An 18,890-nucleotide genomic window follows, 5' to 3' on the forward strand; every position below is an offset into this window, starting at 1 on the left:
TCCCACGTTCCGCGTGGGCGGCCGTCCGCGACCGTCTCGAAGGGCGCCGACTGATCGTCCGGCGCCGGGGGGCTACCGCAGATACCTACCGGCCGGTAACCTCCACCCATGGACCAGTCTCCGGCCCTGTCCATCGGGCTCCCCATCGCCATCGGCATCGTCATGCTCGGACTCGGCCTGTCGCTCACCAGAGCCGACTTCACCCGGGTGCGCGAGGCCCCGCGCGCGGTGATCGTCGCCCTGGGGCTGCAGATGCTCTTCCTGCCGCTGCTCGCCTACGGGCTCATCCGGCTCTTCGACCTCGCGCCGCTCCTCGCGGTCGGCGTCATGCTCCTCGCCGCCTCGCCCGGTGGGACGACGGCGGGGATGTTCAGCTACCTCTTCCGCGGCGACGTCGCGCTCAACGTCACGCTCACGGCGGTCAACTCGGTGCTGACGATCGTCACCCTGCCCCTCGTCACCGGCTGGGCGGTGAGTCACTTCAACGCGGAGAGCGAAGGGGTCGGCGTCCAACTCGGCAAGTTCGGCGGGGTCGTCGTGCTCGTGCTGATGCCCGTCGCCATCGGCATGTGGCTGCGCTCGGTCCGCCCGCAGATCGCCGAGCGCGCGGAGCGTCCGATCAAGGCCTTCGCCATCGTCTTCCTCGTCGTCGTCGCCATCGGGGCGATCGTCGCCGAGCGGGACAACATCGTCGAGTACACCCGCTCGGCCGGACTGCTCGTCACCATCCTGTGCGCGCTGGCCCTGATCGTCGGCTACGCCGTCGCCCGCGGTCTGCGCCTCGACCGCGCCCAGGGCGTGGCGACCGCCTACGAGGTGGGCATCCAGAACACGACCCTGGCCATGACCCTCGCCCTGAGCGTCATGGGCAGCACCGAGATCGCCATCCCGGCCGCCGTCTACTCGATCGTCATGAACATCTTCGGCTTCGCCTTCGGCATCGCCCTCAACCGCCGGCCCGAGCGGGCCCCGGTCCCGGCCGTCTAGGTTGGCCTCATGAGCGATGTCACCGTGCTGCACAACCCGAAGTGCTCGACCTCCCGCGCCGCGATCGAGTCGATCGAGGGCGCCGGGGTCTCGGCCGAGGTGCACCAGTACCTCAAGCAGCCCCTCGACGAGGCCGCACTGCGCGAGCTCATCGGCAAGCTCGAGGACGAGCCGACCGACCTCGTGCGCCGTGATGCCTTCTTCAAGGACCAGGGCCTGACCGACGCCGACGTGGCGACCGTCGACCAGGTCGTCGCCGTCCTCGTCGAGCACCCACGTCTCATGCAGCGGCCTGTCGTCGTCAAGGGCGACCGGGCGATCATCGGTCGGCCCAAGGACCGGGTCGCTCCCTTCGTCGCCGGCTGACACCCTCGGTGCGAAGACGACTACGGTGAGGTCATGATCCTCATCGTCGTGAAGTTCCGCACCAAGCCCGAGTACACCGAGCAGTGGCCGGAGATCGTGGAAGAGTTCACCCGCGCCACGCTCGCCGAGCCGGGCAACATCTTCTTCGAGTGGTCGATGAGCCTCGACACGGATGACGAGTGGGTCCTCGTCGAGGCCTTCCAGGACGACGCCGCCGAGGCGCATGTCTCGAGCGACCACTTCGCCGCCGGACTCGAGGCGATGCGCCCCGCGCTCGCGGAGACCCCGCGGATCATCAGCCGCGCCGTCGAGGGCACCGGCTGGGGCGAGATGGGCGAGCTCAAGATCGACTGAGCCCGCTCAGGCCACGGCGAGCACGCCGTGACCCAGCAGCTGCGTGACCGCGGAGATCACGATGCTGGCCGCGTCCGGGTGCGCTCCGAGCGCGGCCGTCACCCCGTCGACGAGCTGCTCCACGGTCTGCGGTTCGTCGGCACAGCGCCACACCGCAGTCCCCGGGCCGGCGAGGCGCAGGGGGCGTGCCCCCTGGAGCACGAGCACCTCACCGTCGCAGGCGATGGCGTCCGACCACGGGGCCCGCACCACGCGCACGGTCGACAGATCGACCGAGCCCGCGTCGGGCTCGACCCGCTCGGCGTCGACGGCGAGCCGCTGCCCACCGGTCGGGGGCAGGTGCTCCCACGTCGGCTCGGCCGGCACCGCCGACGCCAGGTGCTGGCGCACGAGGTCGACGCACCCGTCGATCTCCGCATAGCTCAATCGCGCCGGGGGGCCGCCGACCGTCACGGCCCGGGCCAGCCGGTCGAGGCCGTCGTCGAGCCACCAGGTCGACGAGGTCTCGGGCAGCAGCGCGAGCACCTGGTCGACGAGTCCCACCTCCTCGATGACCGGCTCGGTGACCGTGGCGTCACGGGCGAGGGTGAGCAGCGCCGCGAGACGGGGCGCGACCGGGGTCGGCCCGAGGCCGAGGTCGTCGGGCGCCGGCTCCTCCTTGTGGAAGCGGTCGTCCGGGTCGATGACGAGAGACGGCGGCTTGGGGTGGGGGGCGATCCGGCCGTCGGGCAGCATCACCACCGACTCGTCCGAGACGTAGCCGAAGTGCCGCCCGAGCTCCCGGGTCGCGGTCGACTTGCCCCCTCCCGAGGGGGCGACGAGCACGACGGTGCGGCCCTCGTCGTCCGCGAGCGCCGCGGCGTGGAGCAGGGTGGCCTGCCCTCGCAGGCGCATCAGACCGGCCCGCGTCACCTCGCGGGAGAGGGCGTAGGCGATCTTGTCGGCCTGCGCCGCACCGGTGACGAGCTCACCCTCAGCGACCGCCCCCGGGTCGCCGGCGTGGACCCGCACGCGGATCGGCTCGTCGACCAGCCGGAGCCGGTCGGGCGCGGCGAGCAGGTCGATGCAGCGCTGCCAGCGGTGGGCCATCGCGTCGGCCTCGTCGGGGTCGAGCGCGGACACGTCGAGCACCCACGTGCACCCCATCGTCGCGAGATCGATCGCCCGCACCGCGGCCTCACCCACCGACGGCCCTCCCTTCGCCGGGGATCACTCTGCCAGAGCCGATCCGGCGAAGGCAGTGACGTCCACCCCCTCCGCCGTCACCGTCGCGCACTAGGCTCGGCCCCATGCCGCGACCCCACGCAGCCGCGATCATCGAGGACGCATGGCACCGCCAGGTGGCGGGGGCCATGCGTCGCCGAGGGTGGGGCACACGCGTGCTCACCTACACCGGCTACGGCAGCGCCGAGCGGGTGCGCGTGCTCGGTCGCGTCCTCATGACCCGCCGCCCCTACGCCCCGGCCGCCGCGGATGCCCGGGCGACGTGGCTCGAGCTGCGCACCGCCGACAGCGAGCGAAGGGGGTGGCGCAGCTTTTTCACCACCCCGGCAGTGGGTGAGCCGGTGACCGTGCGCATCGGCGATCGCGAGTACCGCACCCGGTGCGACCGCTCAGGGCTGCTCGACCTGACGATCACCGACCACGGGCTCGCCCCCGGCTGGCACGACGTCGAGATCGCCTCGCCGCGGGCCGCGGACACGACGGCGGCCGTCTTCGTCGTCGGCCCCGACCAGACCTTCGGCATCGTCTCCGACATCGACGACACGATCATCACGACGACGATGCCGCGCCCGATGATCGCGGCGTACAACACCTTCTTCCGCCACGAGGGCACCCGCCGCGCCGTGCCCGGCATGGCGACGATGTACCGCGAGCTGCTGGCCGCGCACCCGGGGGCACCGATCGTCTACGTGTCGACGGGCGCGTGGAATGCCGTGCCCTCCCTCACCCGATTCATGCGCCGCGCCGGGTACCCGCTCGGTCCCCTGCTCATGACGGAGTGGGGCCCGACCAACACCGGCTGGTTTCGCTCCGGCCAGGACCACAAGCGCGCCTGCCTGCACCGGCTCGCCCGCGAGATGCCCCAGGTGCGCTGGGTGCTCGTCGGCGACGACGGCCAGCACGACCCGAGCCTCTACGGCGAGTTCGCCGAGCAGCGCCCCGACCGGGTGCGGGCCATCTGCATCCGGGTGCTCACGGCGACCGAGCAGCTGCTCAGCCACTTCACGCCCATCGCCACCGACGACTTCGAGCAGCACGTCGGGGTCGAGCTGCCGGTGGTCCACGCCGCCGACGGCTACACGATGCTCGAGCAGCTGCGCGGCGCCCTCGCCGCCGACGACGTGAGCCGCTCCGACGCCGCAGGAGCCAGCGGTGCCTGAGATGCCCGAGGTGCAGGGGCTCGTCGACTTCCTCGGCGAGCGCCTCGACGGACTGGCGGTCGAGTCGCTCGAGCTCGCCTCGTTTTCGGTGCTCAAGACCTTCGACCTTCCGCCGCAGGCCCTCGCCGGCGCCCCGGTCGACGGCGTGCACCGCCACGGCAAGTTCATCGACGTCGACTGCGACGGCATCCACCTCGTCATCCACCTCGCCCGCGCCGGGTGGATCCGCTGGTCCGACGAGCTGCCCCGCACCGTCCTGCGCCCGGGCAAGTCCCCCATCGCGCTGCGCGTCCGGCTCGTCGACGGGTCCGGCTTCGACGTCACCGAGGCCGGGACCAAGAAGAGCCTGGCCGCCTACCTCGTGCGCGATGTGCAGGACGTGCCCGGCATCGCCCGGCTCGGGCCCGACCCGCTCGCCGAGGACTTCACCCGCGACGTCTTCGCGGCCCTGCTCGCCGGGCGCACTACCCAGATCAAGGGGGTGCTGCGCGACCAGTCACTCATCGCCGGCGTCGGCAACGCCTACTCCGACGAGGTGCTGCACGTGGCGCGGCTGTCCCCCTTCGCCAAGGCCGCCTCGCTGACCGACGAGCAGGTCGACACCCTCTACGCGGCGCTCCGCTCCACCCTGAGCGACGCCGTCGCCGCCGCCTCGGGCAAGCCGGCGAAGGAGCTCAAGGACGCCAAGCGGGCCGGGATGCGGGTGCACGGACGCACCGGTGAGGCCTGCCCGGAGTGCGGCGATGTCGTGCGCGAGGTGAGCTTCGCCGACCGGTCGCTGCAGTACTGCGCGACCTGTCAGACCGGCGGCACGCCGCTGGCGGACCGGCGCACGAGCAAGTTCCTCAAGTAGCGCCGGCCCGCCGCGGCGGGTGGTCCTGCCAGATCAGCTCGGGTCGATGGCGACCGACCCGACCCCGGCCTCGACGTGGACCGTCCGGTCGGAGGCCGGGTCGTGCCCGAGGGAGTTGGCCAGGCCCGCCGCGCCAGAAGCAGTCACCCGGTACCCGACGGTGTCCGGCAGGCGCAGGCTCACGTCGCCGACGCCGAGGCGCACGTCCACGGACTCGGGGGGCTCGACCCCTTCGTAGCTGAACGAGCCGACGCCCATCTCGACGTCCAGCTGCTCGCTCTCCGCCCCGGTGACGGCGACGTCGCCGACGCCGGTGCTGATCCGGATGTCACCGGCCACGTCCTCGATCTCGACGGCGCCCACGCCCTGCTCGATGCGCAGATCGGTGTCGGCGGGCACGACGACGAGCCAGTCCGTGCCGCAGACGGAGCCGAAGGAGCGCGAGGGGCACGAGGAGCGCAGGGTGGCCGTGCCCTCGCTCGCGCGGACCGACGTCGACGGCTTCCACAGCCCCCAGGTGCTGGTGACCACCGCCTTGGGCGACTCCCCCGGCTCGGCCGCGCGGATGCGCACGTCGCCGACACCGCCGGCGAAGTTCACCGCCGAGACCTCGCCCAGGGCCTGCTCGCGGGTCTCGGACTGCTTGAGCATCGGTCCGACGAGTGAGGCGGACACGAGGGCCACGAGCACGACGGCGACGAGGGCCGCGATGACGCGGATCGGGCCGGTGGGGGTGCGGGAGGGGCGGGTCTGCGCGGCGAGCTGTGCCGCCTCCGCACGTCGCGCCTCGCGCTGGCGCGCGGCATCGGTGAGGTAGCGCTCGCGCAGCTCGGGATCGGCCGGCTCACCGGGCTTCGGCGGCAGCGGGGTCAGGGTCGTCGGGGGTGCGCTGGTCATGTCAGTCCTCCTGGTCGAGCCAGCGCAGCACGGCCAGCACGCGTCGGTGGTCGCCGTCGGCCGGGGGCAGGTCGAGCTTGGTGAAGATCGACGTCATGTGCTTTTCGACCGCACCGTCGGAGATGTAGAGGCCCTTGCCGATCGCCGAGTTGGTCCGGCCCTGGGCCATGAGGTCGAGGACCTCCCGCTCGCGCGGGGTGAGCGCCGCGAGCGGGTCGGCGTGCCGGGCCCGGGTGAGCAGCTGGGTGACGACCTCCGGGTCGAGCACCGTGCCGCCCGCGGCGACGTCGCGCAGCGCCGCGATGAAGTCGCTCGTGTCGGCCACGCGGTCCTTGAGCAGGTAGCCGACCCCCGTGGACCGGCTGGCGACGAGCTCGGTCGCGTACTGCTCCTCGACGTACTGCGAGAGCACCATGACCGCCGTCTCCGGGTGCTTGTCGCGCACCGCGAGCGCGGCGACGATCCCCTCGGAGGTGAAGGTCGGGGGCATCCGCACGTCGACGACGACGAGGTCCGGCTCGTGCTCGTCGACGGCGGCGAGGAAGGTCTCGGCGTCGGGGCAGGCCGCCGGCACCTCGAAGCCCGCGGAGGTCAGCAGGCGCACGATGCCGTCGCGCAGGAGGACCGAGTCCTCGGCGAGGACGATCCTCGTCGGCTGGGTGGTCGGGTCGGTCATCGCAGGCTCCGTCCGGTGCGCAGGGGGAGTGTGGCGGTGAGGGCGGTCGGTCCGCCCTCGGGGGAGGTCACGTCGAGGGTGCCGTCGACGGCGGTCACCCGCTGGCGCAGCCCGGTCAGCCCGGTGCCGCGAGCGGGATCGGCGCCTCCGACGCCGTCGTCGGTGACGGTCGCGGTCAGCTGCTCGCCGTCAGCGGTGACGACCACCTCGTCGTGCTGGGCACCGGAGTGCTTCGCGACATTGGTCAGGGCCTCGCTGACGACGAAGTAGGCGATGGCCTCGGTCGTCGGGTCGAGCCGGCCGACGTCCCGGACCTCGACGGAGACGGGCACGGCGGCGCGGGCGGCCAGGGCGGGCAGTGCCGCCTCGAGGCCACGGTCGGCGAGGATCGGCGGGACGATGCCGCGGGCGACGTGCCGCATCTCGACGATCGCCTCCTTGGCGGAGCGGTGCGCCTCGTCGACGAGCTGGGCGGCGGCATCCGGGTCGCGGTGGATGGCCTCCTTGGCCATGCCGAGGGTCATCGCGATCGAGACCATCCGCTGCTGCGGTCCGTCGTGCAGGTCGCGCTCGATCCGTCGCCGCTCGGCCTCCACGGAGTCGACGGCCTCGCGGCGCGACTCGCTCAGGGTGTCGACCCGGGCCGTCAGGTGCTCGACGACCTTGCGCTCGTCGCGGCCGAGGAGCCAGCGGGCGAGCATGACGTCGACCGAGGTGACGAGGTGCGCCAGGAGCGGCATGACGAGCAGGGCGACGAGCGCGATCGTCCAGGCCGTCGCGAGCTGCGTCGTGCCCTCGATGCGCAGCCAGCCGAAGAGCGAGTAGCCCCCATCGGGCAGGCGGCCGCCGAGCAGGGGTGCGCCGAGGACGAGCAGGGTCTGCGACAGCCCGATGAGCATGAGCCACCCGGTCACCGCCCCCCACATCGCGTGCAGCACGAGGTAGGCGGTGCTGCGCCACGCGTGCTGGTCGAAGAGGAGCCTGCGCCACAGCGGCTGCACCCGGCGGGCCGGCGGGTCGACGCGGCGGCCGGAGAGGGCGACGACGCGGTGCCGCTCGGCGTGTCCGACGACCCCGCACAACCACACGAGCGGCACGAGGAGGAGCAGACCGAGCCCACCGGCGCTGATGAGCAGCACGGCCGTGAGGACGAGCGAGACGAGGACCATGGCCCCGATCGAGGTGAGCGCGCTCGTGATGAGCAGCAGGACGCTGCCCCACCCGGCCAGCCAGCGGCGCGGGAGGCTCGGGCGCTCCAGTGATGGGGTGAGGGTCTGTGTGGTCACGTGCCCAACCTACGAAGAGCGAGCCGCTCCGGTCTGCCCTGCGCTCCCCCATCTCGCAGGGGGGATGTCCCCCCTCCGACCGGTCCGGTCAGGCGTAGGACTCGGCCATCCGCACGGCTTGGCCGACGTACTCACCGCCGAAGACCAGCGCGTGCACCATGACCGGGCACAGCTGGTGCAGGCCGACGCGCTCCTGCCAGCCGTCGGCGAGCGGGGCCGCCTCGTCGTAGGCCGCGATGATCCGGGCGATGTGCGGCGCGGTGAAGAGCAGGAGCATGGCGAGGTCGGTCTCGGCGTGACCGCCGTGGGCGGCCGGGTCGATGAGCACGGCGCCCTGCCGGGTCCACAGGATGTTGCCCGCCCACAGGTCGCCGTGGATGCGGGCCGGGGGCGGGCCGTCGTCGAACTCGCCGGACTCCAGGCGGGCCGCGACCCGCTCGAAGGTCGGGGTCTCGTCGGCCCACAGCCCCGCGGAGCGGCCGAGACGCAGCAGGTGCCGGATGCGCTGCTCGGCGAAGAAGGCGCCCCAGGTGTCGGTCGGCTCGAGCGGCATCGGCAGCGGCGAGTCGGCCGGGCCGATGAAGCCGTGGCTGCTCCACCGCGCCGGCGGCGCCCCGAAGGCCGGTGCCCCGGCCGCGTGCGTCGCCGCGAGGGCGACCCCGAGCTCGTCGGCCTGGACATTGGTCGAGGGCGCGGGGTCGTACTGCAGCAGGTCGATGTGGTCGAGGTCGACGTCCTGCAGCTCGGCGACCTGCGCGCCCCCGCCGGCTTGGGCCTCGGCGAGCCACAGCAGGCCGGCGGCCTCCCAGGAGGAGTAGCCGCGCGGGGCAGCCGAGGTGTCCTTGCGGTACGTGCGGGGCGGCTTCACGTGGTCAAGCCTGCCATTCGCGCCCTCCGCTCCCCGGGGACCCTCCACCACCGCTCCCTGAGGAGGCCGCCTGCGGCCGTCTCGAAGGGGCCGCTCCGGACGACGGGGCACGCCGGCGCCCGCCGACATCCCCCTTCGTCCTGCGCTGGCGCTCAGCGCACGCGGGGCAACGTGCCGGTCTCGTCGACGGGGGCGGCGGTGGAGCGCGAGCCCACCTTGATCGGACCGGTCGCGCCGGCGGAGGTCTTGCCCTCGCCGGCGATGGCGACGGCGACGGTGTCGGCGACGTCGGGGTGGAAGACGCTCGGGATGATGTACGAGGGGTTGATCTCCTCGTCCTTGACGACCGCGGCGATGGCGTCGGCCGCCCGGATGAGCATCTCGATGCTCACGTCCTCGGCGTGCGCGTCGAGCAGACCGCGGAAGACGCCGGGGAAGGCGAGCACGTTGTTGATCTGGTTGGGGTAGTCGCTGCGGCCCGAGGCCACGACCTTGGCGTACTGCGCGGCCTCGGCCGGGTCGATCTCCGGGTCGGGGTTGGCCAGCGCGAAGACGATCGGGTCGGTCGCCATGTTGTCGCGGATCCACTCCGCCTTGAGCAGGTTGGGCGCCGAGACGCCGATGAAGACGTCAGCTCCCTGCAGCCCGTCGGCGAGGTCGCCGCGGACCTTGCGCGGGTTGGTCCGCTCGGCGAGCTCGCGCTTGGCACCGGTGAGCGACTCGTCGTCGGAGGAGAGCAGCCCCTCACGGTCGTAGACGACGACGTCCTGGGCGCCGGCGGCGAGCAGCAGGGTGACGATCGCCGAGCCGGCGGCGCCACCGCCGGAGACGACGATGCGCACCTCCTCGAGCCACTTGTCGACGACCCGCAGGGCATTGCGCAGGGCCGCGAGGACGACGATGGCGGTGCCGTGCTGGTCGTCGTGGAAAACGGGGATGTCGAGGCTCTCGCGCAGCCGGCGCTCGATCTCGAAGCAGCGCGGCGCCGCGATGTCCTCGAGGTTGATGCCGCCGAAGCCGGGCGCGATCATCTCGACCGCGCGGATGATCTCCTCGGTGTCCTGCGAGGCGAGGCAGATCGGCCACGCGTCGATGTCGGCGAACTGCTTGAAGAGCGCGGCCTTGCCCTCCATGACGGGCATGGCGGCCTCCGGGCCGATGTTGCCCAGGCCGAGCACGGCCGAGCCGTCGGTGACGACGGCGACGCTGTTGCCCTTGATCGTCAGCCGGCGGGCGTCCTCGGGGTGCTTGGCGATGGCGCTCGAGACGCGACCGACGCCGGGGGTGTACGCCATCGACAGGTCGTCGCGGGTCTTGAGGGCCACCTTGGAGCGGATGGCGATCTTGCCGCCGAGGTGCAGCAGGAAGGTGCGGTCGGAGACCTTGTGCACCTTGACCCCGTCGATCGCCTCGACGGCCTCGACGAGGTCGTCGGTGTGGTTGACGTCGAAGCCGGAGCAGGTCGCGTCGACGACGAGCCGGTCGTGGCGGGAGTCCGCGATGTCGACGGCGGTGACGATGCCGCCCTGCTCGGAGATGGCGGTGGCGATCCGGCCGACGACGGCGTAGTCGGGCGAGGTGTGCAGGCGGATCGTGATGGAGTACGACGAAGGTGTGGCTGCGGGCATGTGACCAGTGTCTCACCGCCGTCCGGGTGCTCCGCGCCCGGTCTCGGGGACCGCTCCCCATCGCAGCGGACCCTCGGCGGACCTAGGTTGGTCCCGACGAAGGGGGGGAGCATGCCGCTCTCGCACGGCGCCGACGCGGCGCGACTGCACGACATCGGGGCCGACCTCGGCACGAGTGCCGAGCGCCTCGCGACGCTCGGCACGACCGGCGACTCCCTCGTCGCGACGACGCGTGAGGCCTGGGCGGGGCCTGACATGGAGCAGTTCGTCGCCGACTGGGAGGCCTCGCGACAGCAGCTGCGGTCGTGCACGGAGCGGCTCACCGCCTTTGCCCGCGAGCTGCTCGTCCAGGCCCGCGAGCAGGAGCAGGGCAGCAGTGGCGCGGGCGGGGGTGTGGGCGGTGACCTACCCACCCGGACGGAGGGCGGGGCCCCCCTCAGCGCCGCCGCCAGCCTGCCCTCCGACGTCAAGACCGCCGAGGACCGTGGACCCGATGACGGGGGCCGACCCACCGGCCCCCGACCACCGGGGGCACCGCCGCCCCTCGAGCGTGGTCCGGACGGCATCGTGCTGCCCCGCGGCCTGAGCGCCGACGACCCCATCGTCGAGGAGCTCGCGTCGACTCCCACGGGTCGCGAGACCCTCACCTGGCTGGCCGACAACGACATCCGGGTCTGGTACGACGACGACCTCGAGGGCGCCTACTACCAGCCGGCCCTCGACTCCATCACCCTCGGCAAGGACCAGTACCGGGACGGGCAGACGCTCGTCCACGAGGCCAGCCACGCTCGGTGGGACGTCGACGCCAAGGCCGCGGACGTCGACGAGGTCAGCCGCAACACCTACATCCAGAGCGAGTACGACGAGGAGACGGCTGGCACCATCGAGGCGATCCAACACGCCAAGGAGTGCCGCGCGGACCTGGGGTACGCCCACTACACCGAGTCCGAGCGCCGCTACGACGAGGGCTACGACCGGGGGTACAACGAGGCCCTCGAGCGCGGCCGGTCCCCGCAGCTGGCGCACCAGGCCGGAGAGTCCGCCGGTCGAGCGGCCGTCCGCGAACGCTTCAGCTCCGGTGACTCGAGGTCCTCCGACGGAGGCCAGACCTACGGCGAGCGTGCCGGCGGGATCTGGGATGCCGAAAACGACTGGAACCCCTTCAACGGGATCTGACGCGACCCATGGCCCACCATCGACACATGAGGATGAGACACACGGCCGCCGGCCTCGCTCTGGCGATGGTCGTGACGGGTTGCTCGAGCAAGGAGGACGCGACGGAAGAACGCATCCGGGAGGGCCTGCCGGACGACTCCGTCGTCGCGACGGTCATGGACGACCAGCCCACCGAGAGCAGAGAGCTCGACCTGCCCCAGCTGCCGGAATGGCGCCTGGCCGAGGTGCGGGCCACCGGCGAGCGGCCCTTCACCACCGTCGTGGCCTACCCGCCAGAGGGTGACCCGCGCACCATCGTCCTGACCGGCAACCCCGACCAGTGGGAACTGGTCACCACCGAGGGCCACGTCGAGGATGCCGCCGGCGCGCTCGCCGTGGCCCGCACCTGGTACGACTCGATCCGCCGGACCGACCAGCTGTGGTACCGCGTCGAGTCCGTGGACGACATCGACTGGCAACCGGTCGTCGACGAGGACGAGGTCACCCGCCTGAAGGAGGGCTACCGCGGCCGCATCACCACCCCGGAGGCGACCCGGTCGGGTGATGGCTGGTCCGTCGCGCTGTGGACGATCGAGCAGGGTGACCTCCTGCGTCACGAGCTCACCATCGGCGCGGACGCCACCGTCGACGACTCCGCCGAGACCCTCGAAAAGAAGATGCCGGTGAGCGTCGCCGTCTGACCGCCGCGACGCGCCGATCCACGAATCTGCCGAGATATCCCCCTTCGGCTAGACGGGCGGATACGGTCGCATCGTGGACCCGATCACCAACCCCTACGCCCCCGGCGCGGGCCAGCGCCCGCCCGAGCTCGCCGGTCGCGACGAGCAGCTGACACGCTTCGACGTCGTGCTCAAGCGGATCGTCAGCGGCCGGCCCGAGCGCTCGCTCGTCCTCACGGGGCTGCGGGGCGTCGGCAAGACCGTGCTGCTCAACCAGCTGCGATCCGCGGCCGTCCGCGCGAAGTGGGGCACCGGCAAGCTCGAGGCACGCCCCGAGCTCGGCCTGCGCCGGCCGCTGGCGAGCGCGCTGCACCAGGCGGTGCGCGAGCTCGGCCACACGCAGGAGGAGGAGGTCGAGCACGTCCTCGGTGTCATCAAGTCCTTCGCGCAGCGCGACGCCAAGCCGGGCACCAAGCTGCGTGAAGTGTGGAACCCCGGCATCGACGCTCCCGCCGTCAAGGGGCGCGCCGACTCCGGCGACATCGAGATCGACCTCGTCGAGCTCTTCACCGACGTCGGCGGCCTGGCCGCCGACCTCGGCCGGGGGGTCGCCGTCTTCATCGACGAGATGCAGGACCTCGGGCCGGAGGACATCTCGGCGATCTGCGCGGCCTGTCATGAGATGAGCCAGTCCGGGCTGCCGCTCATCGTCGTCGGCGCCGGGCTGCCGCACCTGCCAGCCGTGCTGTCGGCGAGCAAGTCCTACAGCGAGCGGCTCTTCCGCTACCAGCGCATCGACCGGCTCGCCCGCGAGGAGGCCGACCGCGCCCTCACCGCCCCGGCCGCCGACGAGCTCGCCGAGTACGAGCCGGCGGCGCTCGACGCCCTCTACGTCGCGACCGGCGGGTACCCGTACTTCATCCAGGCCTACGGCAAGGCGGTGTGGGATCAGGCACCGCAGTCACCGATCCGCGCCGAGGACGTGCGCGTGGCCTCCCCCGAGGCGGAGTCGGAGCTGGCCGTGGGCTTCTTCGGCTCGCGGTACGAGCGCGCGACCCCCGGCGAGCGCGAGTACCTGCGCGCCATGGCCGACGTCGCCGCCGACATCGCCGCGAAGGGGGATGAGGCCCTCGACGACATCGAGTCGGTGCTCACCTCCGAGGTCGCCAGCCACCTCGGCAAGAAGCCCCAGTCCCTCTCCCCCGCCCGTGACGCCCTGCTCAAGAAGGGCCTGATCTACTCCGGCGAGCGCGGCCGGATCGCCTTCACCGTGCCGCACTTCGGGCGGTACCTGCGCGAGCAGACCTGAGCCCGGTGGCGACGGCCGAGTCCGGGCAGGCCCGGGCCGCCGACGGCGCGCGCATCGCGCAGCTCCTGGTCGCCGGGATCCCGGACGCCCGGCTCGAGCTCCTGCCCGGCGCCCGGCACGGCTACTACCTCGACGACCCATCCGCCTCGCGGGTCGTCCTCGACTTCATCCGCGAGCACCCGGTGGCGCAGACCTGAGCAGGGCAGTGCTGGGCCCGGACCGACCGCTGTCAGGATGACCGCATGCGAGCGATGGTCCTTGACGACGTCCGAGCCCGACCCGAGGTCAGGGAGGTGGCCGCCCCCTTCGCGCCGGACGGCGGGGTGGTCGTCGACGTGCGGGCGACCGGCCTGTGCCGCAGCGACTGGCACGCCTGGGCCGGCCACGACGACGACATCGCCTGGCCGCACGTGCCGGGCCACGAGCTGGCGGGGGTCGTGAGCGCCGTGGGTGCCGGTGTGCAGCGGTGGCGGGTCGGCGACCGGGTGACCGTCCCCTTCGTCTGCGGCTGCGGACGGTGCGCGTGGTGCGCCGCCGGCGACGCGCAGGTCTGCCCCGACCAGGAGCAGCCCGGCTTCACCCACTGGGGCTCCTTCGCCGAGCAGGTCGCGCTGCACGCGGCCGACACCAACCTCGTGGCACTGCCCGAGTCGGTCGACTTCGCGACCGCGGCGAGCCTCGGCTGCCGCTTCGCCACCGCCTACCGGGCCCTCGTCGCGCGCGCCCACCTGACGAAGGGCGAATGGGTCACCGTCGTCGGCGCCGGCGGCGTCGGGCTGAGCGCGGTGATGATCGCCCGGGCGCTCGGCGCGCAGGTCGTCGCCGTCGACCGCAACCCCGCGGCGCTGGCCGTGGCGGCCGATCTCGGGGCGGAGCACACCGTGCTCGCGGGCGGCGAGGACGCCGCGGGCGTCGAGGCCACGATCATGAACCTGACCGACGGCGGGGCCCACGTCGCCGTCGACGCCGTGGGCAGCGAGCAGACCTGTGCCACAGCGCTGCTCAGCCTGCGGCGGCGCGGCCGACATGTCCAGGTCGGGCTCCTGCCGCCGGTCGACGGGCACCCACGGGCGCCGATGTCGCGGGTCATCGGGTGGGAGATCGACGTGCTCGGCAGCCACGGGATGGCCGCCGTCGACTACCCGGGGATGCTCGCGCTCATCGAGTCCGGCGCATTGGCCCCACAGCGCCTCGTCGAGCGGATCATCGGGCTCGACGAGGCGGCGGCGCTGCTGCCGGGCTTCGACACGGCGAGCGTCGCAGGGATGACGATCATCGACCCGACTCGCTGAGGCGGGGCGAAAACCGCTGCGACACACCCCCCTTCGGCCCGTAGCGTGCCGACTGACGGAAGGGGCACCATGCGCACACTCACGTACTGCGTCGCAGCGACGCTCGACGGCTTCATCGCGGGGCCGGAGGGCGGCGACCCGAGCGGCGAGGACTACATGGCGGTCACGCCGGACCTCGTCGAGTTCATCGCGACCCACTACCCGGAGACGCTGCCGGGGCCGGCCCGGGAGGCGATGGGCCTGACCGAGCCCGGACAGGTCTTCGACACGGTGGTCGAGGGGCGGCGCTCCTACGACATCGGGCTCGCGGCCGGCATCGACGACGCCTATCCGCACCTGCGACACCTCGTCGTGTCGACGACGCTCGGGTCAGCGCCGGCGCCGGCGGTCGAGGTCGTCTCCGGTGACCCGCTCGGCCGGGTTCGCGAGCTCAAGGCCGAAGACGGTCTGGGCATCTGGCTCGTCGGCGGCGGCCGCCTCGCCCACGCCCTGCTGCCGGAGATCGATCGGCTCGTCATCAAGCTCAACCCCTCGGTCATCGGGTCGGGCACCCCGCTCTTCGACGGGGACTTCGCCCCCACGCTCTTCGAGACGGTCGACGTCACCTCGCTGGCCGGCGGGGTGCAGGTCATCACCTGCGAGCGAAGGGCGTAGTACGCACCTGACGGGTTGCCCGCGACCCTGCGTTGCCGTAGGCAATGCGACATCAGTGGCCCCCACCTCGGGCGCAGGCATGCCGCAGCGCCCGACCGCGGGAGGTCGGGCGCGGTGCGGGGTGGCTACAGGTGCCAGGTCACCCCGTCATCACGGACCGTGCACGCCAGCTCCTGCTGGTGCACGCGGGTGTGGTGCCGCTCGCACAGCAACGCCGCATTGCCGATGTCGGTGCGCCCGCCCAGGGACCAGTACTGCACGTGGTGCGCATCGGTCCAGTGCGCGGGCATCGTGCACCCCGGGAAGGTGCAGCCCCCGTCGCGAAGCCACAGCAACCGCTTCTGCCCCGGCGTGAAGAACCTGCTCGCCCGCCCCAGCTCCAGCGGCTCACCACCACTGCCGAGCATCACCGGGATCACCCCCGCCTCGCAGGCCAGCTTGCGCACACTCGCCGGCGAGAGCACCGCACCCGAGGCCGTCACCCCGCCGGCGTGACCGCCACCGGCCACACCACCAGCACCCAGCCCGACGCCCTCGGGGCCCGGCCCGCCGGCCCCGTCGGCGAAGTCGACGCGTCGACCGAAGGGATGCGTGGCGCTGAAGGTCACCCCGCTCGGCCCGAAGGCGCCGCCCGGTCGCCGGGACCCGCACACCCCGCAGGTCCCGTCCGAGGCCATCAGCAGCGAGGTCATCGAGATGGTCACCATCACCTGCGCCTTGTCACTCGTACCCACCTCACCCGGGCTGGACACCCCACGACCCACGACCGACACCAGGGCGTCCGCCCGACGCCGCGCCGCAGGCCGCGGGTCACGCTCGCCGTCAGGACCCTTGACCGGCTTCGACAACCCCGCCACCGCCGCGTCGATGATCGCCGCACCCTCCGCGTCGAGCACCAGCTTGTAGCGCGTCAGCCCACTGGCATCCGTGTGACTCGTCAACGACCGCGCCGACCTCGCCCGCTCGTCATCCGCCGCCAGGTCCTTGGCCGGGCTCAACATCCGCGTCGTCTGGGTGATCGCCGTCGCCAGCTCGCGCTCGTCGAGCCCCGGAACCCGACCCGAGACGCGCCCACCCGGGCCGGTGCGCACGACCTCGTCGCGGGCCGCACCGAGCAGGACCCCCAGATCCGCCTCGAGGAGCTCGGGGTCGGCCACCCGACGCATCCCCTCGTGGAATCGCACCAGCTGATCGGCCTTGCCGAGCGGCAGCCGGCCATCCTCGAGATCGGCGAGCACCCCGGCAAGGCCGGCCGGCGGCGACTGCTCGCCCCACTCCGCTGGCGTCGCCTCCTCGGCCACCTGCTCGGGTGCGTCCGGGCGAAGGGGGGCGGTCCCCCCTTCGTCGACGAGCGCAGGGTCGGAGAGCGCAGGGTCGGAGAGCGCGGACCCGGCCCGCAGACCTGCCCTGGCCACCCGCACCACCGACGCCACGTGGCGCACCGGCGGTCGCGGGGCGGACCGACCCTCGCTGACCGCGACCCAGTCGGTGTCGGACCACGACTGCCCCTGCGGGACACCGCGTCCGATGCCCTCGCGCACGAGCGCCACCTCGGCCGCCTCGAGCACCGCCCGCGCCCGACCGATCGCAGCCAGACCCTCCGCCAGCTCCTCCTCCGTCGCCTGCCACAGGTCCGGCATCTCGAGGGCAGCGATCGTCAGGGCTCGAACCGAGTCCCGCAGACCCGACACGAGCCCGAGCTCCCCCCAGTGCGTCGCCTCTGACATGCTTCGATCATATGTTCGATACAGGCCCTGAGGAACCCTCTGAGCCCTGTGAATTCAAGGAATTTCGCCGCGAGCCTGGGGACGAGTGGCACCTGAGGCGTCAGCCGTCGAGACCGGCCCAGGGGTCCTCGCGCTGCCAGACTCGCGGCAGGTGGAGGGCGACGCCGTCCTCGTCGGCGAGGCGGCCGAGCACGCTGATCGTGACGTCCAGGTCATCGCCTGCGTAGGGCAGGGCGCGCAGCGGACGGTCGAGCGGACTGAAGAAGTCGTCCCAGTGGATGAGCACCACCCTGCGGGCCCCCACGGCACGCACCGTGTGCTCCCAGTAGGCCTCGAGGTACTCCAGCGGCTGTACCCCCAGCTGCCCCACACCCAGGTAGGCGACCTCGGCATCGTGGCCGGCGAGCGCGTCGGGCACGTAACCGGCGCTGCCCTGCAGCAGGGCGGAGCGGCCGCTGCGATGGGTGAGCAGGATCGACCACGCCTCACCGCAGCGGTAGGCGCCCACCTTGACCGGGGGCCTCACGGGCGCCTCGATCTGGCCCGGGTAGCGGTCCGGCGGGCAGTGGTCCGACGCCACGAAGGTCAGGGAGAAGGCACCGCACTCCACGGTGTCGCCGGAGGCGACGACCCGGATGCGCTCGGGCGCGAGCCCTCCGCCGACGCCCACGTTGGCCACCGACTCGCCTCCGACGAGGAGGGCACCGGTGCGCTCGGCGACGACGGCGGAGTCGAGGGCGTGGTCGTAGTGGCTGTGGACGGGGATGACGGCGTCCAGCCCGTCGAGGCCGGCATCGCCGAGGGCGCGGTCGAGGGCGGCATCGATGCGCTCGGCGGACGGCGCGACCCGCCCCAGCCCGACCTGGAGCAGGCCCGGCCGGGAGAAGAACCCATCGGTCATCACCGCCGACTCGCCGTCCTGGACGAGCAAGGTCGAGACGCCCAGGAAGGTCACCGCCAGCGGACCATCCCCGGCGACCGGGACATCCAGGCGCGAGGCGTGGCGGGAGACGTCCGGACGGCCGGGCTTGAGACGCACCCGGTCAGGCTATACGCGCCCCGCAGCCGGCCCTGCAGGCCGTCATCGACCGGCTCTCCCCGGCGAGCCCGTCGCCTTCGTGCTGCACGACAGCGTCGACTTCTCGACGATCGCCGCGATCCTCGAGACCACGCCCACCGCTGCCCCCGAGCTCGCCTCCCGGGCCAGTGCGAAGGTACGGGGGACGGGGGCGGGAGGACTCAGTCGACCAGCCAGAGCCTCGCCTCAGCGCCGCTGGCGCTCCACCAGCACCAACGCCCCGGCACCGACCAGTGCGCCCACCGCGTACCAGAGGAGGTCGTCCGGGGCGAAGGTCGTCCCGAGCACCAGTCGCAGCTGCGGCACCCGCGCCGGCAGACCCGTGAGCTGGGCCAGCTCGACGACCACGCACAGCCCGAGCGCCACGGCGGCCACGACGAGCGGGCGCGGCGACTCACGCCCCGGCCACACCACGCGGAGGGAGAGGACCGCCGCCGTCGCGTAGAGCACGCTGCCGGCGGCGTCGGTCCACACGAGATCGCGGAAGCCCTGGAGGGTCAGCCCGGTCGCCACGACCATGCACAGGACGACGAAGGTGGGGAGGCGGCGCACCGCGCCACCTCACCACCCCCGACTGGCACCCCGCTGAGAGGGCTGACGTGCGCCTCGCCCTGCACCACGGACTACTCACGGGTAGTGTCTGGCGGCCGGTGCACCAATGGCGATGCGCCACCGGTGCGCGCTACGTCGGGGAGG

The 18,890-nt window shown here is 72.8% G+C and carries 20 protein-coding genes; 11 read left to right on the top strand and 9 right to left on the bottom strand.

Going from position 1 to position 18,890, the window contains the following annotated elements; all coding sequences use genetic code 11:
• The first annotated feature begins 108 nt into the window (after positions 1-108).
• From AB4Y78_RS03450 to AB4Y78_RS03460, 3 genes are read left to right on the top strand one after another with little or no spacing between them, the layout of a single operon-like run.
• Complete coding sequence (locus AB4Y78_RS03450; RefSeq protein WP_441714184.1) at positions 109-987, top strand: bile acid:sodium symporter family protein; 879 nt, start codon at positions 109-111, stop codon at positions 985-987.
• A 9-nt stretch (positions 988-996) separates the two neighbouring features.
• A complete protein-coding gene (locus AB4Y78_RS03455; protein WP_259911493.1) occupies positions 997-1,353 on the top strand; it encodes an ArsC/Spx/MgsR family protein in 357 nt (118 codons plus the stop codon).
• 33 nt (positions 1,354-1,386) lie between these two features.
• Complete coding sequence (locus AB4Y78_RS03460) at positions 1,387-1,707, top strand: putative quinol monooxygenase (RefSeq protein WP_007927167.1); 321 nt, start codon at positions 1,387-1,389, stop codon at positions 1,705-1,707.
• A gap of 6 nt (positions 1,708-1,713) precedes the next feature.
• On the opposite strand, the gene AB4Y78_RS03465 is transcribed toward AB4Y78_RS03460, so the two are convergent.
• Entirely contained in the window at positions 1,714-2,892 is a 1,179-nt protein-coding gene (locus AB4Y78_RS03465; protein WP_441714181.1) for a hypothetical protein, read from the bottom strand.
• Between the two features lie 104 nt (positions 2,893-2,996).
• On the opposite strand from AB4Y78_RS03465, the gene AB4Y78_RS03470 reads away from it, so the two are divergent.
• A complete protein-coding gene (locus tag AB4Y78_RS03470) occupies positions 2,997-4,091 on the top strand; it encodes an App1 family protein (protein ID WP_441714179.1) in 1,095 nt (364 codons plus the stop codon).
• The gene (locus tag AB4Y78_RS03475) at positions 4,084-4,944 is read left to right on the top strand and encodes an Fpg/Nei family DNA glycosylase (protein ID WP_441714177.1); all 861 of its coding nucleotides are present in this window, start codon (positions 4,084-4,086) and stop codon (positions 4,942-4,944) included. Before AB4Y78_RS03470 ends, AB4Y78_RS03475 begins: the two co-directional genes overlap by 8 nt.
• Before the next feature lie 33 nt (positions 4,945-4,977).
• On the opposite strand, the gene AB4Y78_RS03480 is transcribed toward AB4Y78_RS03475, so the two are convergent.
• From AB4Y78_RS03480 to AB4Y78_RS03500, 5 genes are all read right to left on the bottom strand, one after another.
• On the bottom strand, positions 4,978-5,841 hold the full coding sequence (locus AB4Y78_RS03480; protein WP_441714175.1) for a hypothetical protein: 864 nt from the start codon (positions 5,839-5,841) through the stop codon (positions 4,978-4,980).
• Between the two features lies 1 nt (position 5,842).
• Positions 5,843-6,517, bottom strand: coding sequence for a response regulator (locus AB4Y78_RS03485; protein WP_441714173.1), 675 nt, complete (start codon positions 6,515-6,517; stop codon positions 5,843-5,845).
• Positions 6,514-7,803 carry a sensor histidine kinase gene (locus AB4Y78_RS03490; RefSeq protein ID WP_306513528.1) on the bottom strand — a complete coding sequence of 430 codons (1,290 nt, stop codon included), beginning with the start codon at positions 7,801-7,803 and terminating at the stop codon, positions 6,514-6,516. The genes AB4Y78_RS03485 and AB4Y78_RS03490 overlap by 4 nt, the downstream gene beginning before the upstream one ends.
• Before the next feature lie 88 nt (positions 7,804-7,891).
• The gene (locus AB4Y78_RS03495; RefSeq protein ID WP_265230437.1) at positions 7,892-8,671 is read right to left on the bottom strand and encodes a fructosamine kinase family protein; all 780 of its coding nucleotides are present in this window, start codon (positions 8,669-8,671) and stop codon (positions 7,892-7,894) included.
• 152 nt (positions 8,672-8,823) lie between these two features.
• Entirely contained in the window at positions 8,824-10,299 is a 1,476-nt protein-coding gene (locus AB4Y78_RS03500) for an NAD-dependent malic enzyme (RefSeq protein WP_441736859.1), read from the bottom strand.
• Between the two features lie 111 nt (positions 10,300-10,410).
• Here AB4Y78_RS03500 and AB4Y78_RS03505 point away from each other — a divergent pair, with 111 nt between their 5' ends.
• The 6 genes from AB4Y78_RS03505 to AB4Y78_RS03530 all read left to right on the top strand — a co-directional run bounded on the left by AB4Y78_RS03505 (position 10,411) and on the right by AB4Y78_RS03530 (position 15,389).
• On the top strand, positions 10,411-11,475 hold the full coding sequence (locus AB4Y78_RS03505; RefSeq protein WP_441714168.1) for a WXG100 family type VII secretion target: 1,065 nt from the start codon (positions 10,411-10,413) through the stop codon (positions 11,473-11,475).
• 26 nt (positions 11,476-11,501) lie between these two features.
• A complete protein-coding gene (locus AB4Y78_RS03510) occupies positions 11,502-12,155 on the top strand; it encodes a hypothetical protein (RefSeq protein WP_441714166.1) in 654 nt (217 codons plus the stop codon).
• Between the two features lie 73 nt (positions 12,156-12,228).
• Positions 12,229-13,443, top strand: coding sequence for an AAA family ATPase (locus AB4Y78_RS03515; protein ID WP_441714164.1), 1,215 nt, complete (start codon positions 12,229-12,231; stop codon positions 13,441-13,443).
• Positions 13,444-13,448: 5 nt separating this feature from the next.
• Positions 13,449-13,640, top strand: a complete 192-nt coding sequence (locus AB4Y78_RS03520) for a hypothetical protein (RefSeq protein ID WP_259911519.1) — start codon at positions 13,449-13,451, stop codon at positions 13,638-13,640.
• 45 nt (positions 13,641-13,685) lie between these two features.
• On the top strand, positions 13,686-14,735 hold the full coding sequence (locus AB4Y78_RS03525; RefSeq protein WP_441714162.1) for a zinc-binding dehydrogenase: 1,050 nt from the start codon (positions 13,686-13,688) through the stop codon (positions 14,733-14,735).
• Positions 14,736-14,804: 69 nt separating this feature from the next.
• Positions 14,805-15,389: a dihydrofolate reductase family protein gene (locus tag AB4Y78_RS03530; protein ID WP_265230432.1), complete on the top strand. Its 585-nt coding sequence runs from the start codon at positions 14,805-14,807 to the stop codon at positions 15,387-15,389.
• A 125-nt stretch (positions 15,390-15,514) separates the two neighbouring features.
• Here the strand turns inward: AB4Y78_RS03530 and AB4Y78_RS03535 are convergent, their stop codons facing one another.
• From AB4Y78_RS03535 to AB4Y78_RS03545, 3 genes are all read right to left on the bottom strand, one after another.
• On the bottom strand, positions 15,515-17,116 hold the full coding sequence (locus AB4Y78_RS03535) for a DUF222 domain-containing protein (RefSeq protein ID WP_441714159.1): 1,602 nt from the start codon (positions 17,114-17,116) through the stop codon (positions 15,515-15,517).
• A 100-nt stretch (positions 17,117-17,216) separates the two neighbouring features.
• On the bottom strand, positions 17,217-18,155 hold the full coding sequence (locus tag AB4Y78_RS03540) for an MBL fold metallo-hydrolase (RefSeq protein WP_441714157.1): 939 nt from the start codon (positions 18,153-18,155) through the stop codon (positions 17,217-17,219).
• A gap of 225 nt (positions 18,156-18,380) precedes the next feature.
• Positions 18,381-18,746, bottom strand: a complete 366-nt coding sequence (locus tag AB4Y78_RS03545; protein ID WP_441714155.1) for a DUF2809 domain-containing protein — start codon at positions 18,744-18,746, stop codon at positions 18,381-18,383.
• Between the last annotated feature and the right edge of the window lie 144 nt (positions 18,747-18,890).

The organism is Janibacter sp. RAF52, from assembly GCF_052114035.1.
Lineage (GTDB): Bacteria > Actinomycetota > Actinomycetes > Actinomycetales > Dermatophilaceae > Janibacter > Janibacter hoylei.

Excerpts from the sequence above, each read along its gene's own strand:
- AB4Y78_RS03450 (WP_441714184.1), top strand. The coding sequence starts at position 109 with ATGGACCAGTCTCCGGCCCTGTCCATCGGGCTCCCCATCGCCATCGGC.
- AB4Y78_RS03455 (WP_259911493.1), top strand. The coding sequence starts at position 997 with ATGAGCGATGTCACCGTGCTGCACAACCCGAAGTGCTCGACCTCCCGC.
- AB4Y78_RS03460 (WP_007927167.1), top strand. The coding sequence starts at position 1,387 with ATGATCCTCATCGTCGTGAAGTTCCGCACCAAGCCCGAGTACACCGAG.
- AB4Y78_RS03470 (WP_441714179.1), top strand. The coding sequence starts at position 2,997 with ATGCCGCGACCCCACGCAGCCGCGATCATCGAGGACGCATGGCACCGC.
- AB4Y78_RS03480 (WP_441714175.1), bottom strand. The coding sequence starts at position 5,841 with ATGACCAGCGCACCCCCGACGACCCTGACCCCGCTGCCGCCGAAGCCC.
- AB4Y78_RS03485 (WP_441714173.1), bottom strand. The coding sequence starts at position 6,517 with ATGACCGACCCGACCACCCAGCCGACGAGGATCGTCCTCGCCGAGGAC.
- AB4Y78_RS03500 (WP_441736859.1), bottom strand. The coding sequence starts at position 10,299 with ATGCCCGCAGCCACACCTTCGTCGTACTCCATCACGATCCGCCTGCAC.
- AB4Y78_RS03505 (WP_441714168.1), top strand. The coding sequence starts at position 10,411 with ATGCCGCTCTCGCACGGCGCCGACGCGGCGCGACTGCACGACATCGGG.
- AB4Y78_RS03510 (WP_441714166.1), top strand. The coding sequence starts at position 11,502 with ATGAGGATGAGACACACGGCCGCCGGCCTCGCTCTGGCGATGGTCGTG.
- AB4Y78_RS03525 (WP_441714162.1), top strand. The coding sequence starts at position 13,686 with ATGCGAGCGATGGTCCTTGACGACGTCCGAGCCCGACCCGAGGTCAGG.
- AB4Y78_RS03530 (WP_265230432.1), top strand. The coding sequence starts at position 14,805 with ATGCGCACACTCACGTACTGCGTCGCAGCGACGCTCGACGGCTTCATC.
- AB4Y78_RS03535 (WP_441714159.1), bottom strand. The coding sequence starts at position 17,116 with ATGTCAGAGGCGACGCACTGGGGGGAGCTCGGGCTCGTGTCGGGTCTG.